The organism is Streptomyces melanosporofaciens (genome assembly GCF_900105695.1).
Lineage (GTDB): Bacteria > Actinomycetota > Actinomycetes > Streptomycetales > Streptomycetaceae > Streptomyces > Streptomyces antimycoticus.
On record NZ_FNST01000002.1, the window covers coordinates 7,726,010 to 7,749,309 of the forward strand.

The window sequence follows — 23,300 nt, forward strand, 5'->3', positions numbered from 1 at the left end:
ACTGTAGAGAAAGTGACGGCAAACCAGTGAGCGAGACCAAGCTCCGCGACTACCTCAACAAGGTGACGACCGATCTGCACCGCACCCGTCTGCGCCTTCGGGAGGTGGAGGAGAAGAACCGGGAGCCGATCGCGATCGTCGCGATGAGCTGCCGCTTCCCCGGCGGGGTCAGCTCTCCTGAGGACCTGTGGCGCATGGTCGCCGACGGCGCCGACGGGCTCTCGCCGTTTCCGAAGGACCGCGGCTGGCACGAGGAGGTGTACAACCCGGACCCCGACAGTCAGGGCACGAGCTATGTGAACGAGGGCGGGTTCCTGCACGACGCCGCGATGTTCGACCCGGTGTTCTTCGGGATCTCCCCGCGTGAGGCGCTGGCGATGGACCCCCAGCAGCGGCTGCTGCTGGAGGCGTCCTGGGAGGTCCTGGAGCGGGCCGGCATCGACCCGCAGTCCGTCAAGGGCACCACCGGCGGCGTGTTCATGGGCGCCGCGTTCCAGGGATACGGCGCGGCCGGCCCCATCGAGGCCGAAGAGGTCGAAGGCCATCTGATGACGGGGCAGACGCCCGCGGTCACCTCCGGCCGGATCTCCTACGTCCTCGGTCTCGAAGGCCCCGCGGTGACGGTGGACACGGCGTGTTCGTCCTCCCTGGTGACGCTGCATCTGGCCGCACAGGCGCTCCGCCAGGGCGAGTGCGACTTCGCCCTGGCCGGCGGCATCACCGTGATGGCCGGCCCCGGAACGTTCACCGAGTTCAGCCGTCAGCGGGGACTCGCGTCCGACGGCCGCTGCAAGCCCTTCGCGGCGGCCGCGGACGGCACCAACTGGTCCGAGGGCGTCGGCGTGCTGCTCGTGGAGCGGTTGTCCGACGCCCGCCGCCACGGCCACCCCGTGCTGGCAGTGGTGCGCGGCTCCGCGGTGAACCAGGACGGGGCCAGCAACGGTCTGACGGCCCCCAACGGCCCCTCGCAGCGCAGGGTGATCCGTCAGGCGCTCGACAACGCGGGACTCACCCCGGACGATGTCGACATCGTGGAGGCGCACGGCACCGGCACCTCACTCGGTGACCCGATCGAGGCGCAGGCGCTGATCGCCTCCTACGGCCAGGACCGGCCGGAGGACCGGCCGCTGTGGCTGGGATCCATCAAGTCCAACATCGGCCACGCGCAGGCGGCGGCGGGTGTCGCGGGGATCATCAAGATGGTGATGGCCATGCGGCACGGCATCCTGCCCAAGACGCTGCACGTGGACGAGCCGACCCCGCATGTGGACTGGTCGGCGGGGGCCGTGGAGCTGCTGACCGAGGCCCGGCCCTGGCCGGAGACGGGCCGGCCCCGCCGGGCGGCGATCTCCTCCTTCGCGATCAGCGGGACCAACGCGCACACCATCATCGAGCAGGCCACCGAGGCCGAGGAGCCGGAGTCGGACGGTTCCGGGGCCGAGGCTCCCCACCCGGTCGCCTCCGCCGTCGTGCCCTGGCTGCTCTCGGGCAAGGGCGAGGCCGCGCTGCGGGCGCAGGCCGAGCGGCTGTACGCCCGTCTGACAGCTCAGGGCTCCGCCGAGGACGACGAACTCGCGACGGCATCGGTGGCGGACATCGGCTACTCCCTGGCGGCGTCCCGGTCGGCGTTCGAGCACCGCGCGGCGGTGATCGGCGAGGACCGCGAGAGTCTGCTGCGCGGCCTGCGCGCGGTGGCCCAGGGCGAGGTGACCCCGGGCGTGGTCAGGGGACAGGCGGCGAAGGGACGCAGGACCGCCTTCGTCTTCCCGGGGCAGGGTGCCCAGTGGGTGGGCATGGCGGTGGGGCTGCTGGAGTCCTCGCCGGTGTTCGCGGAGGCGATCGGCGAGTGTGAGGCGGCCCTGTCGGCTCATGTGGACTGGTCGCTGACCGAGGTGCTGCGCGGGACCGAGGGCGCCCCCGGCTATGACCGGGTGGATGTCGTTCAGCCGGCGTTGTTCGCGGTGATGGTGTCGCTGGCGAAGCTGTGGCGCTCGGTGGGCGTGGAGCCGGACGCCGTGATGGGGCACAGCCAGGGTGAGATCGCGGCGGCCTGTGTCGCGGGTGCGCTGTCGCTGGAGGATGCCGCGAAGGTGGTGGCGTTGCGGTCGCAGGCGATCGCCGCCGGTCTGGCCGGTCGCGGTGGCATGGTGTCGGTCGGACTGCCGGCGGATGAGGTCAAGGAGCGCATCGCTCCCTGGGACGGTGCGATCTCGGTGGCCGCGGTCAACGGCCCCGGTTCCGTCGTGGTCTCGGGCGATCCGGGTGCGCTGGATGAGATGGTGGCGCGGCTCGAGGGCGAGAAGGTGCGTGTTCGCCGGGTTCCGGTGGACTACGCCTCGCACTCCGCCCATGTGGAGGCGATCCACGACGAGCTGCTGAAGGTCCTGGCGGACATCACACCGCGTTCCTCGCAGGTGCCGTTCTATTCGACGGTGTCCGGAGAGGTGATGAACACGGCGGGTCTGGACGCGGAGTACTGGTTCCGCAACCTGCGGCAGACCGTCGAGCTGGAGTCCACGACGCGCACCCTGCTCGATGAGGGCCACAGCGTGTTCATCGAGGTGAGCCCGCATCCGGTGCTGACCCTGCCGGTGCAGCAGACGGTGGAGGCCGCCGAGGCGCGGGCAGTGGTCCTGGGCACCCTGCGGCGTGATGAGGGCGGAACTGAGCGGTTCCTGACCTCCGCCGCCGAGGTTCACGTCAGTGGCGTCGGTGTCGACTGGACGAAGGTGTTCGCGGGACGTGGTGCCCGCCGGGTCGATCTGCCGACCTACGCCTTCCAGCGTCAGCGCTATTGGCTGGACGCGATGGCGGCCGGCGGCGACGTGGGATCGGTGGGCCTCGGCGCGGTGGCGCACCCCATGCTGAGCGCCGCGATCTCGATGGCGGGCGGCGGCGGAGTGCTGCTCAGCGGGCGGCTGTCAATCGCCACCCACGCCTGGCTCGCCGACCACGCGGTGCAAGGCGTGGCGCTGGTGCCCGGGACGGCTTTCGCGGAGATGGCCGCACAGGCGGGGGACCAGGTCGGATGCGGCCGGGTCGACGAGCTGGTGCTGGTGGCGCCGTTGGCGATGCCCGAGCGCGGAGGGGTGCAGATCCAGGTCGAGGTGGGGGAGGCCGACGCCTCGGGCCGCCGCGACGTCAGCGTGTACTCACGACTGGAGCCGGCCGACGACAGCGCCGACCTCGAGCAGCCGTGGGTGCAGCACGCTCACGGTGCGCTCACCCCGCCCGCGCCGGCGGCCTCCTTCGACTTCGCGAAGTGGCCGCCCTCCGGCGCCAAGCCTGTCGACGTCTCCGGCGGGTACGAGCACGCCGAGGAGCACGGGCTGTACTACGGTCCCGCGTTCCGGGGGCTGCGGCGCGCCTGGAAGCGCGGCGACGCGGTGTTCGCCGACGTCGAGCTGCCCGAGGACCAGCTCGGCGTGGCGAAGTACTTCGGTCTGCATCCGGCCCTGTTCGACGGCGCCCTCCAGGCGATCGGCGCGAACAACGCGCTGCGCGGTGGCGACGACGCGCCGAGCGCGGGCAATCTGATGCCGTTCTCGTGGCGGGGCTTCTCCCTGGAAGCCGTCGGTGCCCAGGCGTTGCGGGTCCGGGTTGTCCCGGACGGGCGGCAGGCCGTGTCGCTGGCCATGGCCGACTCCTCGGGCCGGCCGGTGGCCACCGTGGATTCCCTCCTCTTCCGGCCCATGCAGGCCGCCGCGTTGCAGAGCATGAGCCGGACGGCCGGTGAAGCGTTGTTCCGCATGGAGTGGACGGCGGACGGGGCCAAGCCCGCCGAGGGCGTGGCACCCGGCTGGTGGGCGGTGCTGGTCGACGACTGCCTCGGCGTGGGCGACGCACTGGAGGCGGCGGGCTTCTACCCCGCCGACGTGTACACGGACACCGCGGCGCTCAGCGACACCGTGGCGGCGGGCACGAGCATGCCCGGCATGGTGGTACTGCCGGTCGCTTCGAGCGGCTCCGATGTGGTGGACGAGGTCCACACACGGGTCGCCGAGGTGCTGGAGACCGTTCAGTCATGGGTGGCGGACGACCGGTTCGCGGACGTCCCGCTGGTGGTGCTGACCCAGGGTGCCGTTGACACCGGCGACGGTGTGGGGGATCTGTCGGCTGCGGCCGCATGGGGTTTGGTGCGGTCGGCGCAGTCCGAGCACCCGGGACGGGTGGTGCTGGTCGACACGGATGATGTCGAGCGTGCGGTGGGACTGCTCGGGGGGCTGGTGGCCACTCGTGAGGAGCAGGTGGTGGTGCGTTCGGGCGAGGTCCGCGTGCCACGGCTGGCCCGCGCCCTGCCCACGGGTGACGCGCCCGAGTCGGAGGTGTTCGGTTCGGGCGCCGTGCTGGTGACCGAGGGCACGAGTGCTCGGGGCGGTTTGGTGGCCCGGCACCTGGTGGCCCGGCACGGTGTCAAGAAGCTGGTGCTGCTGTCCCGTCGTGATGCGGAGACGGACGGCGCGGCCGCGTTGCGGGCCGAATTGGAGGCCTCGGGCGCCACGGTGGTGGTCACGACGTGCAACGCCGCGGACCGTGACGCGCTTGCCGCGGTGCTGGCCGCACTGCCCGAGGAATTCGCGCTGAGCGCCGTGGTGCATGCGGACGAGATGCTCGACGACGGGCTGTTCGCCTCGCTGACACGCGAGCGGGCGAGCGCGATGCTGCGGACGAAGGTGGACGCGGCCTGGAACCTGCACGAGCTGACCGCGGGGATGGACCTGTCGGCGTTCGTGCTGTTCTCCTCGACCGCGGGTCTGCTCGGCGCGACCGGACGCAGCAACTACGCGGCGGCGAACGTGTTCCTGGACGGCCTCGCGTCGTGGCGTCGCGCTCGGGGACTGCCGGGTGTCTCGCTGGCGTGGGGCCGGTGGGCCCAGGACGCCGATGTGGCACAGTCCGAGCAGCAGATGATCGACAACTGGCGCTATCAGGTGTCGTGGAAGCCGGTCCCGGACCCGGCCCAAAGGTCGCTGTCGGGGACCTGGCCGGTGGTGGTTCCGGCGTCCCGCGCCGGGGACGAGCTGGTCTCGGAGGTCGTCGCCGGGCTCGAACGGCACGGCGCGGATGTGGTCTCGATCGTGGTGGACGAGCGGGACCTCGATGCGAGCGTGCTCGCCGAGCGGCTGCGCGAGGTGGCCGGGCAGGCGCCCGAACTGGGCGGTGTGCTCTCGCTGCTGGCCCTGGACGAGGAGCCCTGCCCGGGGCACCCGGCCATGCCGAACGGCTACGCGTTGAGCCTGGTGCTGGTGCGGGCCATGGTCGAGGCGAGGATTCCGGCCCGGCTGTGGAGTGGTACGCGAGGGGCCGTCTCGGTGGACGGTTCGGAGCGGCTCACCAGCCCGCTGCAGGCGATGGTGTCGGCGCTGGGCCGGGTGGCCGCGCTGGAGCTGCCGCCGCTGTGGGGCGGTGTGGTCGATCTGCCCGAGGCGCTGGACGAGCGCGGTGCGGCGCGGCTGGCCGGTGTGCTGTCCGCCGACGGTGGCGAGGACCAGGTCGCGGTGCGCGGCTCCGGTGTCTTCGTACGCCGTCTGGTGCGCTCGGCTCCGCCCGTTGCCCAGGGGACACCGTGGCGCCCGCGCGGCACGGTGCTGGTGACCGGTGGCACGGGCGGGCTGGGCGGTGAGGTGGCCCGCTGGCTGGTGCGCAAGGGCGCTGAGCACCTGGTGCTGACCAGCCGTCGGGGCCCAGAGGCGCCGGGTGCGGCCGAATTGCGCGAGGAGCTGGAGAAGCTGGGCGCCCGGGTGACCGTGGCGGCCTGTGATGTGGCCGACCGTGAGCAGCTGGCCGCGGTGCTGGACGCGGTGCCGCAGGAGCATCCGCTGACGGCGGTCGTCCACGTGGCGGGCGCCACCGGCGGGACGCCGCTGCTGGAGACCGGCTTGGCGGATGCCGCCACCCTCGTGTCGGGCAAGGTGGCGGGTGCCGTCAACCTGGACGCGCTGCTGGGCGACCGGGAGCTCGACGCGTTCGTGGTCTTCTCGTCCATCTCCGGTCTGTGGGGCAGTGGCGGCTTGTCCGCCTACAGCTCCGCCAACGCCTATCTGGACGCGCTGGTGGAGGACCGCCGCGGGCGGGGACTCGTCGGCACCTCCGTGGTCTGGGGTCCCTGGGCCGAGATCGGCATGGCGGCCGGGGACGACCAGGGCGATCACTTGGAGCGGCGTGGGCTGCCCCGGCTGGCGCCACAGCCGGCGATGGCCGGTCTGGAGCGCGTCGTAGCGGACGACCACGGTGTGGTGACGGTCGTGAACGTGGACTGGGAACGGTTCGTTCCCGCGTTCACCGCGGGCCGGCCCAGCCCGTTGCTGAGCGATCTGTACGAGGTCCGGCGGCTGGACGCGGCGTGGAACGACGTGGCGCGCACCGGTCTGGCGCCGCTCACCTCCGACGAGGGCCTGGAGCTCTTCGACGCCTCGGTCACCTCCGGCACGGCCGTGGTGATTCCCGCCCGGCTGGATGTCGCCGCGCTGCGCGCCCAGGGCGCCGCGCTGCCCGCCGTGTTCCGTCCCGTCGTCCCGGAGGCCCCCGTCCGGCGTGCGGCTCGGGCGGCCGAGTCCGAGGTGGACCAGCCCACCCAGCTGCGGCAACGGCTGGCGGGGTTGTCGGAGGCCGAGAGGGACGAGGCTCTTCTCGAAATGGTGCGTACCGTCGCCGCCGCGGTGCTCGGGTTCGCATCACACAACGACATCGACACCGGCCATGAGTTCATGGAGATGGGCTTCAACTCCCTTACGGCGGTCGAATTCCGTAATCAGCTGGCCGCCCTCACCGGCCTCAGGCTGAACACCACGGTCGTCTTCGACTACCCGAGCCCGGGCGAGATGGTGGCCCATCTGCGCCCCCGGCTCGCGGCCGAGATCGCGTCCGCTCCCGCCGTCGGCCAGGTCCAGGAGCAGACCGCTCCGGCCGCTGTGGCCGCCGCGCCCGTGGCCGAGCCCGTGTCCCCGGCACCGCAGGGGAACGCGCCCGACACCCTCGGCTCCCTCTACCGGCTGGCAGCCCAGCAGGGCAAGTCCAGCATCGGCATGGAGCTGCTGGTGAGCGCGGCAAAGCTCCGTCCGACCTTCGAGGACCCGGCCGACTTCGAGGGGAACATCAGGCCCGCGCGGCTCTCCCGGGGCCCTGGGCGTCCCCGGCTGATGTGCTTCGCCTCCCATGTCGCGCTGGGCGGCGTCCACCAGTACGCGCGGTTCGCCGCACCGTTCCGCGGCAACCGGGACGTGGCGGCCCTTCACACCGTGGGGTCGGTCGAGGGCGAGAGCCTGCCGGCCAACCTGGACGCGCTGTTCCGCTTGCAGGCGCGGGTCGTCGCCGAGTACGCCGAGGGCGCCCCGATCGTCCTGTGCGGCTCCTCGGCCGGAGGAATGCTCGCTCACTCGGTGGCCGCCGCTCTCGAGAGCCAGGGCACACCGGCCGCGGGAGTCGTCCTGATGGACACCTACCTTCCGTACACCACGAGGCTCGGCGGCGGGGTCGCGGACGCCTGGCTGGACGAAATGTACGAGCGGGAAGAGGTCGTCTCCATGGAGGGTGTCCGCATGTCCGCCATGGGCTGGTACGCCCATCTGATGGAGGGGTGGAAGCCGCCGGAGATCTCGGTCCCCAGCCTCCACCTCCGTGCGTCGGAGGTGTCGGCGGACCCGAACGCGCCGGCGGAGACATGGCAGGCCGACTGGCCCGCCGACACCGTCATCGACGTGCCCGGAAATCACTTCACCATGATGGAGAACTACGCGGACACCACCGCCCAGGCCGTCGAGGACTGGGTGGCCAACCTCTAACGGCCACGCGCCCGCCCGGCACCGATGAGTGCCGGGCGGGCGCCCACGCCCATGCCGCGTTCAGTGCGGCACACAGCTTTGCCACAAGATTTTTCCACAAAGCAGGAGATAGGTGAGCAGCATGTTGCGCGGGTCCAGCGACTCAGGCGAGTCCGGAATCCAGGCTGGGCCGGATTGCGGCGAGAGCCCAGGCGAACTTCCTTCACTCGCACCGGACTTCAGGGAACTGCCGGACCTCGAACAGCGCAGGGTCCTGTTCGACCTGGTACACGCACACGTCGCCGCGGCGCTGCGGTCCGAGTCACCGCGCACCCTCGACGCGGAGAGCTCGTTCCTCGACCTGGGGCTGGACTCGCTCGCGGCGGTCAATCTGCACCGCGGGCTGGTGGCCGCCACCGGGCTCACCCTCGATGTGTCGCTCGCCTATGACTATCCGACGCCCAGTGAGCTGGTGGACCACCTCCACCGGAAGATCTTCCCCGTCGCCGGGGACGACACCGCTCCCGCGCGGGCCGTCGTGGGCTCGGACGACCCCATCGCGATCGTCGGGATGAGCTGCCGCTTCCCCGGCGGCGTCAACAGCCCCGAGGACCTGTGGAAGGTGGTCTCCGAGGGCGTGGACGCCATCACCCCGTTCCCCACCGACCGTGGCTGGGACCTGGAGGCGCTGTACAGCCCGGACCCGGACCAGCCCGGCACCAGCTACGCCACCGAGGGCGGGTTCATCCACGACGCCCCCGAGTTCGACGCGGAGTTCTTCGGCATATCGCCGCGCGAGGCGCTGGCCATGGACCCGCAGCAGCGGCTGCTGCTGGAGACGAGCTGGGAGGTCTTCGAGCGGGCCGGTATCGATGTCACCAAGCTGCGGGGCAGCCGGACCGCCGTCTTCACCGGCGCGGAGCACCACGACTACGGGCCCCACCTCCAGAGCACCAAGAGCGGCCTCGAGGGCTATGCGCTGACCGGCATCGCGGGCAGTGTCGCCTCCGGGCGCATCGCCTACACCTTCGGCTTCGAGGGCCCGGCGTGGACCGTGGACACCGCGTGCTCCTCGTCGCTGGTCTCCCTGCACCAGGCGGCGCACTCGCTGCGCCAGGGCGAGTGCGACCTGGCGCTCGCCACAGGTGTCGCCACCATGCCCACCCCGGGTGACTTCATCCTCTTCAGCCGCCAGCGCGGACTCTCCTCCAACGGGCGCTGCAAGGCGTTCGGCGCCGAGGCCGACGGCACGTCGTGGGCCGAGGGCGTCGGCGTCCTCCTGGTGGAGCGGCTCTCGGACGCCCGGCGCAACGGCCACGAGGTGCTGGCCATCGTGCGTGGCACCGCCGTCAACCAGGACGGCGCCTCCAACGGTCTGACCGCCCCCAACGGGCGCTCCCAGCAGCGCGTCATCCGGCAGGCACTGGCCAACGCCGAGCTGACCGCGGACCAGATCGACGTCATCGAGGCGCACGGCACCGGCACCTCGCTCGGTGACCCCATCGAGGCGCAGGCGCTGATGGCCACCTACGGCGAGAGCCGGCCTAAGGGGCAGCCGGTCTGGCTGGGGTCCCTCAAGTCGAACATCGGCCACACCCAGGCGGCGGCCGGTGCGGGTGCCGTCATCAAGATGGTGATGGCCATGCGCCACGGCATCATGCCCAAGACGCTGCACGTGGAGGTGCCGACCCCGCATGTGGACTGGTCCTCGGGCGGCGTCGCGCTCCTCGCCGAGCAGCGCGCGTGGCCGGAGAACGGGCAGCCGCGCCGTGCCGGTATCTCCTCGTTCGGCATGAGCGGCACCAACGCGCACGCCATCATCGAGCAGGCCCCGCCGCAGGAGCCCGTCTCCGAGACCGACGACGCCGACATCGAGGAGACGGCGTCCCAGCCCATCTCGTGGCTGGTGTCCGCCAGAAGCGAGGAGGCGCTGCGGGCGCAGGCCGCGCGGCTGCGCGAGCACGTGGTGCGCGACCGCGACGCGAACCCGGTCGACGTCGGATGGTCGTCCGCGGTGACGCGTGCCGCACTGGAGCAGCGGGCCGTGGTGGTGGCCTCCGACCGGGACGGGCTGCTGCGGGGACTCGCGGCGCTCGCCGAGGACACCGACGCGCCTGGCCTGGTGCTGGGCAGGTCCAGGGCGCAGCGGGTGGCGTTCCTGTTCACCGGCCAGGGCGCCCAGCGGATGGGCATGGGCCGGGAACTCTACGACACCTACCCGCTGTTCGCCGACGTATTCGACGAGGCGTGCGACTATCTGGAGGTCCGCCTCGGCACCTCCGTGCTCGACGTGGTGTTCGGCCCCGAGGACGACGCCGCCGACGCCGGGAGCGCGTCCGGTGACGAGCTGAACCAGACGATGTTCACCCAGGCCGGGCTGTTCGCCTTCGAGGTTGCCCTGTTCCGCCTGCTGGAGTCCTGGGGTGTGCGCCCCGACTTCCTGATGGGGCACTCGGTGGGCGAGATCGCGGCCGCACACGTCGCCGGGGTGCTGTCCCTGGAGGACGCGTGCGCCCTGGTGGCGGCCCGTGGGCGGCTGATGCAGGAACTGCCCGAGGGCGGCGCCATGGTGGCCGTCCAGGCGTCCGAGCAGGAGGTCCTGGAGAGCCTGAAGGGCCACGAAAGCCAGGTGTCGCTGGCGGCGCTCAACGGTCCCACCTCGGTGGTGCTCTCGGGCGACGAGGACGCGGTGCTCGAACTCGCCGGCCACTGGGAGGCACAGGGCCGCAAGACCAAGCGGCTGCGGGTGAGCCACGCGTTCCACTCCCCCCGGATGGACGCCATGCTGGAGGAGTTCCGCCAGCTCGCCGACTGCCTGTCGTACTCGGCCCCGGCGATCCCGGTCATCTCCAACGTCACCGGCGATGTGGCCGGCAGCGAACTGGCCACCGCCGAGTACTGGGTCCGCCATGTGCGCGAAGCCGTCCGCTTCGACGACGGCATGCGCTCCCTCGCGGCCCAGGGAGTGACGACCTGTGTGGAGCTCGGCCCCGACGCCGTGCTGACCGCGATGGGTCAGGACTGCCTGGACGCCATCGACGCCGACGCGGCGTTCGTGCCCCTGGCCCGGTCCGGGCGCGCCGAGGCGCAGACGCTGGCGGAGGCCGTCGCCACCCTGTACGCCAACGGTGTCGGCGTGGACTGGAACGCGGTGTACGCCGGGCGCGGCGCCCGCCGGGTCGGCCTGCCGACCTACGCCTTCCAGCACAAGCGGTACTGGCTCGAGGCGGGCGGCGCCGTGACCGGCGACGCCCGCAGCGTCGGGCTCGGCAGAGTGGACCACCCGCTGCTCGGCGGGCTCACCGAACTGGCCGACGGCGAGCGCACCGTGCTGACGGGGCGCCTCTCCCTGCAGACGCACCCCTGGCTCGCCGACCACGCCGTGGCCGGCGGAGTGCTCTTCCCCGGCACCGGATTCGTGGAACTGGGCCTGCTCGCGGGCACCGAGACCGGGGCCGGACGGCTCGGTGAGCTCACCCTCGAGACGCCGCTGCTCCTGCCGGAGCAGGGCGGCGTCCGGATCCAGCTGGTGGTCGGCCCCACGGACGAGTCCGGGGTACGGCCGCTCGGCGTGTACTCGCGCTCCGACAGCGACGAGCCGGGCGAGGAGTGGGTGCGCCACGCCCAGGGCGTCCTCGAGGCGGACAGCGGCGCCGCGGTCACCGACAGCCTGCTGCAGTGGCCCGTCCCGGGCGCCGAGCAGGTGCCGATGGAGGGCTTCTACGAGGGCCTGGCCCAGGTCGGTTACGGATACGGGCCGGTCTTCCAGGGGCTGGAGTCGGTCTGGCGGCTGGACGGCGATGTCTTCGCCGAGGTGGCGCTGCCGGACTCGGCGGCCCAGGACGCCGGACGCTTCGGCCTGCACCCCGCCCTGCTGGACGCCGCCCTGCACGCCATGGAGATGGGCGACTTCGGCGGCGAGAGCGGGCGGGTGACGCTGCCGTTCTCCTTCACCGGGGTGACCCTGCACGCGGTGGGCGCCGGACGGGTGCGGGTGCGGCTGCGCCCGCAGGGCAAGGACACGGTCGCGCTGCTGGTGACCGACGCCACGGGTGAGCCCGTCGCCTCGGTGGAGTCGCTGGTGGTGCGGGAAGTGGCGCCCGAGCGGTTCGCGTCGGGCCCGCGCTCCACCGGCGGCGACGGAACGCTGTTCCGGGCCAACTGGGATGTGTTCCCCGCCGCGCGGGGCGGCAGCCTGACCGTGGACGGTGGGTCCGCGGCGGTCATCGGCGCCGACCGGGCCCGGGCGGGCGAGCTGCTCGCCGCCTCCGGCGTCGAGTACGCCGAGTACGCCGGGACGGACGAACTCCTCGCCGCCATTGACGAGGGTGTCGCGCTGCCGGACGTGGTCTGGGCCTGGTGCGGCGCCGCGCCGGACACCGAGGACATCGCCGACGCCGCACGGAAGTCGACCCACCGGGCGCTGGCCCTGGTGCAGTCCTGGCTGGCGGAGGACCGGTTCGAGGGGTCCCGGCTGGTGGTGGTGACCGGCGACGCGGTCGCGACCGGCCCGGGCGAGGGCGTCGCCGGACTGTCCAACGCCGCCGTGTGGGGACTGGTGCGCTCGGCGGCCACGGAGAACCCGGGCCGGCTCGTGCTGGTGGACATCGACCGCCACGCCGAGTCGGCCACCGCGGTCGCCGGGGTGGTGACGGCCGCGATCGCGGCGGGCGAGCGCGAGGTGGCGCTCCGGGTGGGCCAGGGGCTGATTCCCCGGCTCGCCAGGAACGCCGCCGGGCGGGTGCTCGAGGCCCCCGCCGGCACCTCGGCGTGGAAGCTGGGCACCAGCGGCGGAGGCACGCTGGACAACCTCTCGCTGCAGCCCGACCCGTCGGCCGAGGCGCCGCTGGCTCCCGGCTACGTCCGGATCGCGGTGCGCGCCGCCGGTCTGAACTTCCGGGACGCGCTGATCGCCATCGGCATGTACCCCGACGACCACGCCACCATGGGCGGCGAGGGCGCCGGTGTGGTTCTGGAGGTCGGTCCGGGAGTCACCGACCTGGCACCCGGTGACCGGGTCATGGGCATGATCAACGCATCGTTCGGGCCCATCGCGATCGCCGACCGGCGGCAAATCGTCCCCATGCCGCGCGGCTGGACGTTCGCGCAGGGCGCGTCGGTGCCGGTGGTCTTCCTGACGGCCTACATCGGCCTGGTGGAACTCGGCAAGCTGCAGCCGGGCGAGTCCATCCTCGTACACACCGCCACCGGTGGTGTGGGCATGGCGGCCACGCAACTCGCGCGCCACCTCGGCGCCGAGGTGTACGCCACGGCCAGCCCCGGCAAGTGGGACACCCTGCGGGCGATGGGATTCGACGAGAAGCACATCGCCTCGTCGCGTGACCTGGAGTTCGAGCGGCGCTTCATGGAGGCGTCCGGCGGCCGGGGCATGGACATGGTCCTGGACTCGCTCGCCCGCGAGTTCGTCGACGCCTCCCTGCGGCTGATGCCCAGGGGCGGGCGCTTCCTGGAGATGGGCAAGATCGACGTGCGCGACCCCGAGGTCGTCGCCGCCGAGCACCCCGGGGTGAAGTACGAGGCGTACGACCTGGTCGTGGCCGACTACGACTGGGTCCAGCGGATGCTGGTCGAACTGGTCGCCCTCTTCGACACCGGCGCGCTGCACCCCCTCCCGCTGACGGCGTGGGACGTGCGCCGGGCCCCGGACGCGATCCGGCACATCAGCCAGGCCCGGCACATCGGCAAGAACGTGTTCACCATGTCCCACACCCTGAACCCCGAGGGTTCGGTGCTGGTGACCGGTGGCACCGGCGGCCTGGGCAGCGAAGTGGCGCGCCATCTGGTGGCCGAGTACGGAGTGCGCAACCTGGTGCTGGTCTCCCGGCGCGGGCCGGACGCCGCGGGCGCCGCCGACCTCAAGGCCGAACTGGCCGAGGCGGGCGCGTCGGTGACGCTGGCGGCCTGCGACGTGGCCGACCGCGCGTCGCTGGAGCGAGTGCTGTCCGCGGTGCCCGCCGAGCACCCGCTGACCGCGGTCGTGCACGCGGCGGGCGTACTCGACGACGGTGTCATCGACACCCTGTCGCCGAAGCGGATCGACGCGGTCTTCGAGCCGAAGGTCGACGCGGCGTGGAATCTGCACGAGCTGACCCGCCATCTGGACCTGGCGGAGTTCGTGATGTTCTCGTCCGTCGCCGGTGTGTTCGGCAGCCCGGGACAGGGCAACTACGCCGCGGCCAACGCGTTCCTGGACGCGCTCGCCGCACACCGGCGCTCCCTCGGCCTCCCCGCCGTATCGCTGGCCTGGGGTCCGTGGGAGCAGGGCGGCGGCATGACCGGCACGCTCAGCCAGGCGGACATGGTGCGCATGGCGCGTGAGGGAATGGCGGCCCTGTCCATGGCGGGCGGTCTGCGCCTGCTGGACGCCGGCCGGACGGGCGAGGACGCCCTGCTGGTGCCGATGCGGCTGGAGACCTCGGCGCTCAGCGGCCAGGCCGACATCCCCAACCTGCTGCGTGGTGTGGTCCGGGTGCGGAGCAAGGCGGCGGCCGACGGCAAGGCGGCCGCTCCGGAATCGGCCCGGGTGAAGCTCGCCGGTCTCTCCGGAGCCGAACTCGACCGTGCGCTGCTGGACCTGGTGCGCGGCAGTGCGGCGATGGTGCTGGGGCACAGCGGCGCCCAGTCCATCGAGCCCGACCGCTCGTTCCAGAACCTCGGGTTCGATTCACTGGCGGGCGTGGAGTTCCGCAACCGGCTGAACTCGGCCACCGGGCTCCGCCTCCCCTCCACGCTGATCTTCGACAACCCCACGCCGGCGGCGCTCGCCGAGTACCTGCGTGGCCGGGTGGCGACGGACAGCCCGGCCGAGCCGGACGTCGATCCGGAAGAGGCCAGGATCCGTGCCGTTCTGGCGTCGATTCCGCTGGAGCGCCTGCGCCGTGCCGGTCTGCTGGACACGCTCACGGAGCTGGCGAGCGGCAAGGACCTGGCCGAGAAGGACGCCGAGGAGAAGGAGACGGACTCCATCGACGCGATGGACGACGACGACCTGATCGACATGATGCTCGGAGATCTCGACTCCTGATGAAGGCCGAGTCCCCCCGCAGACCTCCGGGGGGACTCGCCCTCTCGGGCAACGTCCGCCCTCGCCGCGGGTGTTCCTCACCCCCAAGAGCTTCAAGAAGAAGAAAGGCACAGTGAAACCCGATGACCGCAAAGCTCTTTACGACGGAAGCGGTGCACACGCTTCCCGAGTTCGAGCAGCGGGCCCTGGGCATCGCCGACGCGCTCCGCGAGCGTGGTATCAGCGACGGCACCCGGGTCATGCTGAAGGCGGGCAACTCCGCCGGTTACGTGGGGGCCCTCCTCGCCCTGATGCATGTCGGCGCATCGATCGTCATGGTCGACCACCAGGAGCGGGCGGAGGCGACACAGCGCATCTGTGACCGGGCCGGCGTCAAGATATGCGTGGTCGACGACGACACCCCGATGCCCGAGAGCGGCCCGGCCCGGGTCACCGTCTACGAGCTGCTCGTGGCGGCCATGGAGCAGGACCCCGCCGAGCGGCGGCTGTCCTTCGACACCTGGTGCGAGCTGCCCGACGGCCTGATCATGTGGTCCTCCGGATCCACCGGGGAGCCCAAGGGCGTCGTCAAGACCGGGGCGAAGTTCCTCAAGAACCTGGAGCGCAACGCCGAGCAGGTGGGCCACCACTCCGACGACGTGCTGCTGCCGCTGCTGCCCTTCTCCCACCAGTACGGGCTGTCCATGGTGCTCATCGCCTGGCTGGTCAAGTGCTCACTGGTCATCGCGCCCTACCGGCGTCTGGACCGGGCGATGACCATGGCGGGCACCTGCGGGGCGACGGTGGTCGACGCCACCCCGGCCAGCTACCGCAGCATGCTCAACATGATCGGCCGTAAGCCCGCCCTGGCGGACGAGCTGTCCGGTGTCCGCATGTTCTGCAGCGGGGCGGCCCCGCTGGATCCCGGCCTGGTCGGCGACTACGTCAAGAAGTTCGGACTGCCCCTGCTGGACAGCTACGGCAGCACCGAGGCCGGAAACGTGGCCTTCGCGACCGAGGACAACGTCGTCGCCTGCGGGCGGGCGGTACAGGGCCTGAAGCTGCGGATCGTGGACGACGAGGGCGCGGCCCTCCCCTCGGGCGAGGTCGGGGAGATCCAGGTCCACTCGCCCGATCTGATGGAGGGATACCTGGCGGACGACGGCACGGTGGCTCCCGTCGACCCGGCCAAGACCGACTGGTACCCCACCGGCGACTTCGGCTATCTCGACAGCGGGGACAACCTCTTCGTCCTCGGCCGGAAGTCCGCGGTGCACCGCAACGGCCACACGCTCTACCCCGAGATCATCGAGCACAAGCTGGCCGCGGGCGGCTGTCTCGTCAAGGTCGTGCCCGTCCCCGACGAGCAGCGCGGTTGCCAGCTGGTCTTCTTCGTGGAGGACGAGCAGCAGCGGGAGTCGCGGTTCTGGCGGGAGCCGATCAGCTCCCTGCTGCCCGCCTTCGAGCACCCCAACCGCATTCATGTCCTGGAGCGGTTCCCCCTGAACCGCAACGGCAAGCCCGACAAGCGGCAACTCGAGCAGCTGGCTCTCGACCTGGCACCCGGAGCGAACGCATGACAGAGCCACAGGCGACAGAGCCCCAGACCGCAGCGGCCCAGGAGACAGAGCCCCAGACCACCGAGTCCCGGGCAACGGAGTCACAGCCGGGCCGCACGGCGTTCGTCTTCCCCGGGATGGGGCCCTTCCGCTTCACCGACGTGGGCGAGTTCCTGCTGACCAATCCCCATGCCCGGCGTCGGCTCGCGATCGCCGACGAGGTGGTGGGTTACTCCGTCTTCGACCGGTACCGCCAGTCGGACGGCGACGAGGAGGGGCAGTACGCCGCCCACACCCAGATCGCCTTCCTGACCGTCTGTCTCTCCCTCGCCGACTGGGCCGAGGAGACGCTGGGAGAGAAGCCCGAGCTGTGCGCCGGACCGAGCTTCGGCCAGCGGGCCGCGGTCACCTACGCGGGGTCGCTGCCGTTCGAGGAGACCGTGCGGCTCACCGCCGAGCTGGCCCGCTGCGAGGAGGAGTACTTCGCGCAGGAGCACCGTGAAGCGGTCACCCACTGCGTGATCCACACCCCCGAGGAGAGCCTTCGCAAGGCGCTGGGCGAGCTGGACGACGAGGGGGAGTGGCACGATGTCTCCGGCCATATCGACCAGGGTTTCTACCTCGTGTCCCTGCGCGAGCCCGTGCTCGACCGGTTCAAGAAGCGGATCGGCGACCTCGGCGGCTACAACATGTACACGATGTGGCCGCCCGTCCACGCCCCCTCCTTCGGCGACCTGCGCCGCAAGGCGGAGGAAGAGGTCTTCGGCGGCTTCGAGCTGGCCGACCCCGAGCTTCCGGTCGTCTCCGACCAGAACGGCGCGCTGCTGACCGACGCGGAGGGGGTGCGCACCATGCTGCTCGACACCTTCAACTGCCCGATCCGCTGGCCCGACATGGTGGAGACGATGCGGGAGCGGGGCATCACCAAGGTCTGCATCTCGGGTCCGGACAACCTCTTCGGCCGGGTGAACAGCACCGGGGAGAACTTCGAGGTCCTGGCCATCGACGCCCGCAAGGCGATGCGCCCGCGCGTCCGTCAGAGGAGTGCCCGCCGGGCGCGGCGGTGACGGCCGTTCCGCCCCCGGCCACGGCCGGCCCCGGATCGTCGTCCGCCGTCTGATGGAGGCGCTGCCCTCGGGCAGCGCCCAGTCGGCGGTCGTCGTCCGTGGCACCGCCGCCCCTTCAAATTGACTGATCGATCTCGAAAGGTTAGTGTGCCGGTATGGCACGGAGGAAGGAATTCGACCCCGAGGTCGCGCTGGACGCCGCGATGCGGCTGTTCTGGCGCCATGGCTATGAGGGGACGTCCACCAGCGACCTGGTGGAGGGGCTGGGAATCGCGCGGGCCAGTCTGTACGGGACCTTCGGGTCCAAGCGCGGACTGTATCTGGCCGCGCTCGACCGCTTTCTCTCCGGCGCCGCGGCGCCGAGCCCGGCCGACATCCTGGCGTCGCGTGCGTCCGCACTGGATGCCGTCCGGGATCTGCTGGAGACCAGCGCGGCAGACCCGAAACCGGGTACGCCCCAGGGCTGCTTCGCGGTCAACGCCACGGTGGAGCACGGGGATTCCGACCCCGAGATCTCGCGGCGCCTGGAGGGCAACCGAAGCCGTCTCGAGACCGCGCTGTACGGCGCGCTGTTGAGAGCCCGTGCGCAGGGCGAGCTGGCGCCCGGTGTCGATCCGAGTTCGGCGGCGACCATGCTGGCCTCGCTCAACAGCGGCCTGAAGGTGCTGTCGTGCGCGGGCGAGGGTCAGCGCGACCGCATCACCACCACGGTCGACACCGTCATGGCGATGCTGACCTCCCCGGCGGCCGCCGTCACCGACTGACAGCGGCGATCCGCGACCGCGTCGACGCCTGAGACACCCGCATCTCTGGGTGTCTTGTGTTTGCCCTAATTCAAGACTAATCAGTCCCGAACCCATGGAGGGCTCATGCTTTTCGACCATCGTGGAGAACCCGTCCGCACCGGCCGCGCCGCCGTCAACGGCACCAAGCTCCATTACCGAACGGCCGGCTCCGGTCCGGTGGTGGTACTGCTGCACGGAGTGCCCAAGACCGGCTATCACTGGCGGCATCTGGTCCCGAAGCTGACGGCACGGCATACCGTCGTCGTGCCGGACCTCCGCGGTCTGGGCGACTCGGCCCGTCCCGCGGACGGATTCGACTGCGCCACCATGAGCGACGACATCGCCGCGCTCATGGCCCACCTCGGGCATGAGTCCTACACCGCCATGGGGGAGGACTGGGGAGCGGTGGTCGCCTATCAGCTCGCCGCCCGGCACCGTGAGCACGTCGAGGCCCTGGTGTTCGCCGAGGCGCTGCTGCCCGGCTTCGGCTTCGAGGACCACACCGCCCTGACCCACGAGAACGTCTCGGGCGGGATGTTCCTGTGGCATCTGGGCTTCTATTTCCAGCCGGACGTACCCGAGATGCTGATCGCCGGGCATGAGCGCGAACTCATCACGTACATGCTCAAGGACGAGCGCAGCTACCCCGACACCGCCACCGCCGACGCGATCGACGAGTACGTACGCTGCTACTCCATGCCCGGCGGTATCCGCTCGATGCTGGCGATCTATCGGGCGATGCTCGTCGACGCCGAACAGAACCGGCAAGCGGCGCGCGCGATGCTGGACATCCCGGTGCTGGCGCTCGGCGGCGACGCGTTCATCGGCGAGCGGAACGAGACCCAGATGCGGCTGCTCGCCCATGACGTCACCGGCCATGTCTTCCAGGCCGGACACGACCTCGCCGAAGAGGTGCCGGACGAGGTGGCCGACGTCCTGCTGCCGTTCCTGGCCGACCGGCTCACATGACCCGAACCGAAGACGCGCCGAGGCCGGTCCTCCGCCTCCGTGCTCTCTTGTGGTGACTCGGGACCTGTAGGAGAGTGGCCCCATGGGCACCAAGCAGTACACCGGCTCGCCCGAGGACGCCGATCTGATGCGCGCGGACTCCTTGGCGCGGGAGATCTTCGCGGATGTCGCCAACAAGTGGGCGTTCCTGATCATCGAGTTCCTCGGCGAACGCACCCTGCGCTTCAGCGAGTTGCGGAACGAGGTCGAGGGCATCAGCCACAAGATGCTCACCCAGAACCTGCGCATGCTGGAGCGCAACGGCCTGGTCGAGCGGAAGGTGCACCCCACCGTGCCACCCCGGGTCGAGTACACCCTCACCGAGGCGGGCCGGGCCCTGCGCGCGACGGTCGACGGCATGTGTGGCTGGACCCACACCTACCTCGGCCATATCGAGGACTCCCGGCGCCGCTTCGACGGCTGATCGGGGGGCTCACACTCGCGCCACGTGGTGGCCCCGCCTCCTGCGGGGCCACCACGCGGCCACGTCAGTCGAGTACCGCGGTGGCTTCGATCTCGACCAGATGCTCGGGGACGTCCAGCGCCGCGACCCCCAGCAGCGTCCCCGGCGGGACCGGGGTGACGCCCAGCTTCGCGGCCGCCCGGGCGGCCCCCTCCAGGAACAGCGGCATCTTTTCGGGCGTCCAGTCGACGACGTAGACGGTCAGTTTCGCCACATCGTCGAAGGAGCCGCCGACCTCGGCCAGGGCGATGCCGATGTTGAGGTAGCACCGCTCGACCTGAGCGGCGAGGTCGCCTTCGCCGACCGTGACCCCATCGGCGTCCCAGGCGACCTGCCCGGCGATATGGACCAGCCTCGACCCGGTCGCGATCGACACCTGCCGGTACACCTCGATCTCCGGCAATCCGCCGGGGTTCACCAGGGTGATGGCCATGTGCTGCCTGCCTTCTCGTCAGGGGAGCCCACGGGCTCGCTTCCGTGGAGCCCAAGAGCGGGCGCTCTCTCTTGGTTACTCGGAAACCATAAGAGAGCGGTCTCTGACATGGAAGAACGCACTTTTCGGTGACTGGGGAACCTTTTGGTGACCGAGGAGCCCGGGCAGCTCGCGTACCGCTTCCGCAACCGACCGGGAAGCCGGCCCGGACGCCGGCCCGGCAACCGGATCAGGGGTTCAGCGGGAAGCTGACCGACCGGGACTTCTTCCACTCCTCGTGCTCCAGGTCCTTGGCCTCGGTGCCGTCCCCGTACAGATCGGCCGAGCCGCTGTCGGTGATGACCTGGGCCCGGGCACCGGGGCCCGTGAGGTCGGGCACGTCCACCACGATCTCCCAGCCGCCCGGGTCGGCCGTCGGCAGGTCGAGCCGCTTGACCGGCTGGTGTCCGGCGACGCCGTCCCAGGAGTAGAGCGCGTACGGGGCGCTGTTGTCCTCGGCCGCCCAGGAGCCGGCCACGATCAGGTACTGGCCCTTGTCGTTGCGGCGGATGTCGCGCACGCTCAGGCCCCCGAGGTCGAGGGTGATCGGATCGCCGAAGGTGGCGTGGGTGGCCTTGTCGCTGCCGGACCGGGCCAGCTCGTCGGCGTTGGTGACCGGGACCAGCAGCGCCTTGCCGCCGTCGGCGGGCGGCACCAGCGGCGCCCGGAAGCCGAGGTATGCGGTGGAGCCGGAGCCGGGCGCGAACTCCAGGCCCTCGACGTTGAATCCGTCGATCTGCTTGGGCACCTGGCCGTCCGCGGTGCCCTTGGCGAAGCCGAGCCGGTCGCCGTTGGCCTTGTCCCAGTCCACCAGGTCCTCGCGCAGGCCCTGGTACGAGCCGCCGACCTCGAGCTCGGTGTCGGCGCCCGAACCGGAGACGGTGGTGGTGAAGAGGGTGAAGCGGTCCTCCTTCGGCTCGCCGTCCTTGTTGTTGCCCAGCGAGCCGGTCCAGTAGATGGTGTCGCCGACGCGGGCCGCGGCCTCGATGTCGATCTCCTTGTCGACGTCGAGGTCGGAGCTGACGTCCCAGGTGCGCACCGGCGCGCCGGAGGAGTCGCGGCGGTACAGGCGCAGGACGTTGGACTCGTCGTCGGCGACGACCATATAGCCGTCGCCGACGTCCACGGCGGCGGAGGAGTCGCTGGAGCCGGTGAGATAGCGGGTGTCGGTGGCGTTGCCCACGGCGCCGGAGGCCGCGTAGTGCCAGGTGGCGGTGGCGCTCTTGCCGCCGAGGCCGTTCACCTTGAGGGTGAGGTCGGTGTAGCCCTTGCCGCGCGCCCGGACGGCCACCTCGCGGGTGGCGCCGGTGCCGGTCACCGTGACGTCCCCGGTCTCGGCGACCGAGCCGTGGGTGGTCGCGGTCGCGGACACGGCGAGCTCGTCCGCGTCGGCGCCGCTCTGGCCGACCTTCACGGTCACCGTCGGGTCGCCGGTGGCTCCGACGGCGCCGGACAGGTACGAGGTGGCCGGTTTGATGGTCGGTGTGCCGTAGTCCGCGTTCCCGGCCACCGCGGAGGCCGGGAGTGCGGACAGCGTCGTGGCGCCGGCCACCAGCGCCAGCGCGGCGGCGTGGACGACCCGGCGGGTACGGCGCGGGGGAGCGGCATGGAACGGGACCATCGTGAGCAACCCTTCGTCAGCTGCGGGGCCGGTCGGCGGACCGGCACACCGCCCTGACGATGGATCATTTACATGGCGGGTGCATGAACAACCCCCGAACACACACCACTTCCGGCCCAGGGGCCGTCGCCGTCAGCAGACGCCGTCGCCGTCAGCAGACGCCGTCGCCCGGCTTGGGGTTCCCGAGCCCGAAGAGCGGCCGCAGCTTCAGCCCGGCCCAGGTGCCGAGGAGGGCGAAGCCGCCCCAGACCCAGCCGTGCAGGCTGCCGGAGGCGATGCCCGCGAGGTAGGCGCCGATGTTGCAGCCGCCCGCGAGCCGGGCACCGATGCCCATCAGCACCCCGCCGAGCACCGCCGCGGTCGCCGTCCGCCACGGCACGCCGCGGTGCAGGGTCCAGGTGCCGCCGAGCGCCGCGGCGATCGCCGCGCCGATCATGATGCCGATGTCGGTGAGACTGGTCTTGTCGGCGAGCACCGGACCGGCGAGCATCTCCTTGTTTCCGGGCTGCTGCCACCAGCTCCAGCTCTCCGGGTGGCCGCCGAGCGCTCGCACCAGCTCCGAGCCCCACAGGCTGAAGGCACTGGTGACGCCCCATGCGCCGCCCGAGACGAGCAGCACCCCGGCGCCCAGCACGGCCAGCGCCAGGGCGCCGACCGCCAGCGGCCAGGAGCCGCGCAGGACACGGGCGGCGGCACCGCGCGCGGAGGGCACCGCACCGATCGGCGGCGGGTTGCGGCGGGCCTGGACGCGACGGCTGACCAGGACGATGGCGGCGAGCACGACGATCGTCACCGCCCAGGAGCCGAACCAGCCGATGTGGTCCGCCATGACGACCGGCTCCAGCGACGGCAGGTCCTTCCACAGGTCGAACTGCCAGGCGGCCAGGGTCGCGCCGCCGATGAAGCCGCCGAGTGTGAGCACGATCGACGTCTGTCCCGAGCCGACCGCGAAGAGGGTGCCGGAGGCGCAGGCCCCACCGAGCTGCATGCCGACGGCGAAGATGAACGAGCCGATCAGCAGCCCGAAGCCGAGCGGTCCGCCGGAGGGCGCCGGTACGGATCCGAACAGCCCGGTCTTGGTGCCGATGAGCAGGGCGAACAGTGTGGCCGTGGTGCCGAGCAGCAGAGTGTGGGCGCGCAGGCCGGTGCCGTTGCCGACGGCGACGAGCTGCCGCCAGGCGGAGGTGAAGCCGAAGCGGGAGTGGAAGAGGGCGATCCCCAGGGCGAGGCCGAGCAGCAGCAGAACGCCGGGCTTGGCCCCGTGGGCGGACCATACGTACGCGGTCAGCGCTGCGCCGAGCAGCCCGGACACGGCGAGCGGCACCCGGCGCACCGGCGGCGCGGCGGGCGCCTCCGGCCGGGGCACGGAGGTGGGTGAGGGGGACAGCAGCGCGGCGGTCTTCGCTGCCTCGGCGGGCGGGGCGGTGGTCACGTGCGGACTCCGGAGACGTTCGTAAGGGGGGCATCACGCTGGGCGGTCGGGCCCGGCCGGGCGGCGCGGCGCCGGGCGGCGGCGCGCGGTGGGGAAACCGGCCGGTTCC

General features: G+C 71.6%; 9 protein-coding genes and 1 pseudogene. 7 read left to right on the forward strand and 3 right to left on the reverse strand.

What is annotated here, in order from left to right:
- Window positions 1–26: 26 nt before the first annotated feature.
- From BLV72_RS48255 to BLV72_RS35525, 7 genes and pseudogenes are all read left to right on the forward strand, one after another.
- Window positions 27–7,754: pseudogene (locus BLV72_RS48255) on the forward strand (SDR family NAD(P)-dependent oxidoreductase); the annotation flags it as partial.
- Between the two features lie 139 nt (window positions 7,755–7,893).
- Window positions 7,894–14,805 (forward strand): SDR family NAD(P)-dependent oxidoreductase, encoded by a 6,912-nt coding sequence (locus BLV72_RS35500; RefSeq protein WP_425288458.1) that lies wholly within the window; start codon window positions 7,894–7,896, stop codon window positions 14,803–14,805.
- Window positions 14,806–14,927: 122 nt separating this feature from the next.
- Window positions 14,928–16,364: a class I adenylate-forming enzyme family protein gene (locus BLV72_RS35505; RefSeq protein ID WP_093467526.1), complete on the forward strand. Its 1,437-nt coding sequence runs from the start codon at window positions 14,928–14,930 to the stop codon at window positions 16,362–16,364.
- The gene (locus BLV72_RS35510) at window positions 16,361–17,410 is read left to right on the forward strand and encodes an ACP S-malonyltransferase (protein ID WP_093467527.1); all 1,050 of its coding nucleotides are present in this window, start codon (window positions 16,361–16,363) and stop codon (window positions 17,408–17,410) included. The genes BLV72_RS35505 and BLV72_RS35510 overlap by 4 nt, the downstream gene beginning before the upstream one ends.
- Before the next feature lie 155 nt (window positions 17,411–17,565).
- On the forward strand, window positions 17,566–18,174 hold the full coding sequence (locus BLV72_RS35515) for a TetR/AcrR family transcriptional regulator (protein WP_093467529.1): 609 nt from the start codon (window positions 17,566–17,568) through the stop codon (window positions 18,172–18,174).
- Window positions 18,175–18,279: 105 nt separating this feature from the next.
- Window positions 18,280–19,164, forward strand: coding sequence for an alpha/beta fold hydrolase (locus BLV72_RS35520; RefSeq protein WP_093467530.1), 885 nt, complete (start codon window positions 18,280–18,282; stop codon window positions 19,162–19,164).
- Between the two features lie 82 nt (window positions 19,165–19,246).
- Window positions 19,247–19,627, forward strand: a complete 381-nt coding sequence (locus tag BLV72_RS35525) for a winged helix-turn-helix transcriptional regulator (RefSeq protein ID WP_059145617.1) — start codon at window positions 19,247–19,249, stop codon at window positions 19,625–19,627.
- Window positions 19,628–19,691: 64 nt separating this feature from the next.
- On the opposite strand, the gene BLV72_RS35530 is transcribed toward BLV72_RS35525, so the two are convergent.
- The 3 genes from BLV72_RS35530 to BLV72_RS35540 form a co-directional block, all read right to left on the reverse strand.
- Complete coding sequence (locus tag BLV72_RS35530) at window positions 19,692–20,099, reverse strand: RidA family protein (protein WP_093467532.1); 408 nt, start codon at window positions 20,097–20,099, stop codon at window positions 19,692–19,694.
- A 229-nt stretch (window positions 20,100–20,328) separates the two neighbouring features.
- Entirely contained in the window at window positions 20,329–21,759 is a 1,431-nt protein-coding gene (locus BLV72_RS35535; RefSeq protein ID WP_093467533.1) for a DUF3616 domain-containing protein, read from the reverse strand.
- Between the two features lie 151 nt (window positions 21,760–21,910).
- On the reverse strand, window positions 21,911–23,191 hold the full coding sequence (locus tag BLV72_RS35540; RefSeq protein ID WP_093467534.1) for a YeeE/YedE family protein: 1,281 nt from the start codon (window positions 23,189–23,191) through the stop codon (window positions 21,911–21,913).
- Window positions 23,192–23,300: the final 109 nt, after the last annotated feature.